The sequence below is a fragment of the Xenorhabdus griffiniae genome (assembly GCF_001028135.1).
GTDB classification, from domain to species: domain Bacteria; phylum Pseudomonadota; class Gammaproteobacteria; order Enterobacterales; family Enterobacteriaceae; genus Xenorhabdus; species Xenorhabdus bakwenae.
Map to the genome: position 1 here is coordinate 1 of NZ_LDNM01000163.1, position 1,122 is coordinate 1,122.

The 1,122-nt window shown below is 51.4% G+C and carries 3 protein-coding genes; 1 reads left to right on the forward strand and 2 read right to left on the reverse strand.

What is annotated here, in order from left to right:
- Window positions 1-219: 219 nt before the first annotated feature.
- Both AAY47_RS19190 and AAY47_RS19195 read right to left on the reverse strand, forming a co-directional pair.
- Window positions 220-456 carry a TIGR03758 family integrating conjugative element protein gene (locus AAY47_RS19190; protein ID WP_047771942.1) on the reverse strand — a complete coding sequence of 79 codons (237 nt, stop codon included), beginning with the start codon at window positions 454-456 and terminating at the stop codon, window positions 220-222.
- Window positions 453-782, reverse strand: coding sequence for an RAQPRD family integrative conjugative element protein (locus tag AAY47_RS19195; RefSeq protein WP_047771943.1), 330 nt, complete (start codon window positions 780-782; stop codon window positions 453-455). The genes AAY47_RS19190 and AAY47_RS19195 overlap by 4 nt, the downstream gene beginning before the upstream one ends.
- A gap of 155 nt (window positions 783-937) precedes the next feature.
- On the opposite strand from AAY47_RS19195, the gene AAY47_RS19200 reads away from it, so the two are divergent.
- Window positions 938-1,122, forward strand: a 185-nt coding sequence (locus AAY47_RS19200) for a DUF5710 domain-containing protein (RefSeq protein WP_235428420.1), incomplete at its 3' end; no start/stop codon positions are given.

The window sequence follows — 1,122 nt, forward strand, 5'->3', positions numbered from 1 at the left end:
CCATCCTGCGCGTACCCTTTAGCCTGTCCCAGCAATCCGCCTCCGCCGCCACTTTTCGGCGGCTCGATAGCGGGCAAATCCGCCCAGGCGGATCGACAGGAAAAGCAGCACAATAAAAGAAAGGCGTTTATTCTGGTCATCAGGCTCGTGCTGATACGCCGGCAGACGGTAAAAATGGGCTTCATATTGACTCTGTTCCTTTTCATTATGTTCGCTGCATTAACTGGCAAACATCCAGACAGCCACGACCAGCAATACCGCGGTTCGAAGGGCAAACTGGCTGAGGGTCTGATTACGCACTTTTTCATTCGCCCAGCCCTGCCAGACATCTACCGCAGCCCAGGCCGCCCAGAAAAACAGGGTGGCCAGAAAAAACCCGACGCACACCAGATACAAAAAAGTGATATCAAAATGGCCGGAGGCCACTTCAAAAGCATTGCGTTGTGCCGGGGTCATTGCGGGTTTTCCTGACGGTAATGGCCGGATAATGTGCCGGACCCCTGGGGCTGGTCGCGGGAAGGCATTAGGTAGTGATCAATGCCCGCTTTGAGGGTGTTGAGGTCGGTTTTGATGCGTTGGTAATCAAAGTCATAACGCGGGTATTTTGCTGTATCAGACGGATTTTCTGCGATGCTGGCGCGTTCCAGTGCTATCTGCACCTGCTCAATCAGACGTTTTGCATTCGCCAGTTCGTCTTTTTCGGCCGCTTGCGCCAGCGGCATACACAACACAGCCAGCCCCAGCAGGCAGGCAGAACAGGATATCAAAAAGCCACCGCGCATAAACACTCACCTTATGATAGGTTCCAAAATGCCAAGGATGCGGCGTTTTTTAGCGGCGGTCAGCAATAAACTCTTTATGCTTTGGTGAAAATTAGCTAAATAGTCTGACTAACGTATTCAGCCAAGACTTAACCATGAAGAATAAAGGAAGTAATATGCTGCGGATTGATTTAAATGTCCCCGATGAAGAACACGAGAAGGCCCGCAAATTGGGCGCACACTGGGATGCAGCCGCTCAAATCTGGTATATCGACGATAGTTTTGACCCGACCCCGTTTATGAACTGGTTACCGTTCTACAATGTCCATGCCGAATTCTGGTATCTCGCCCAGACCCGGAC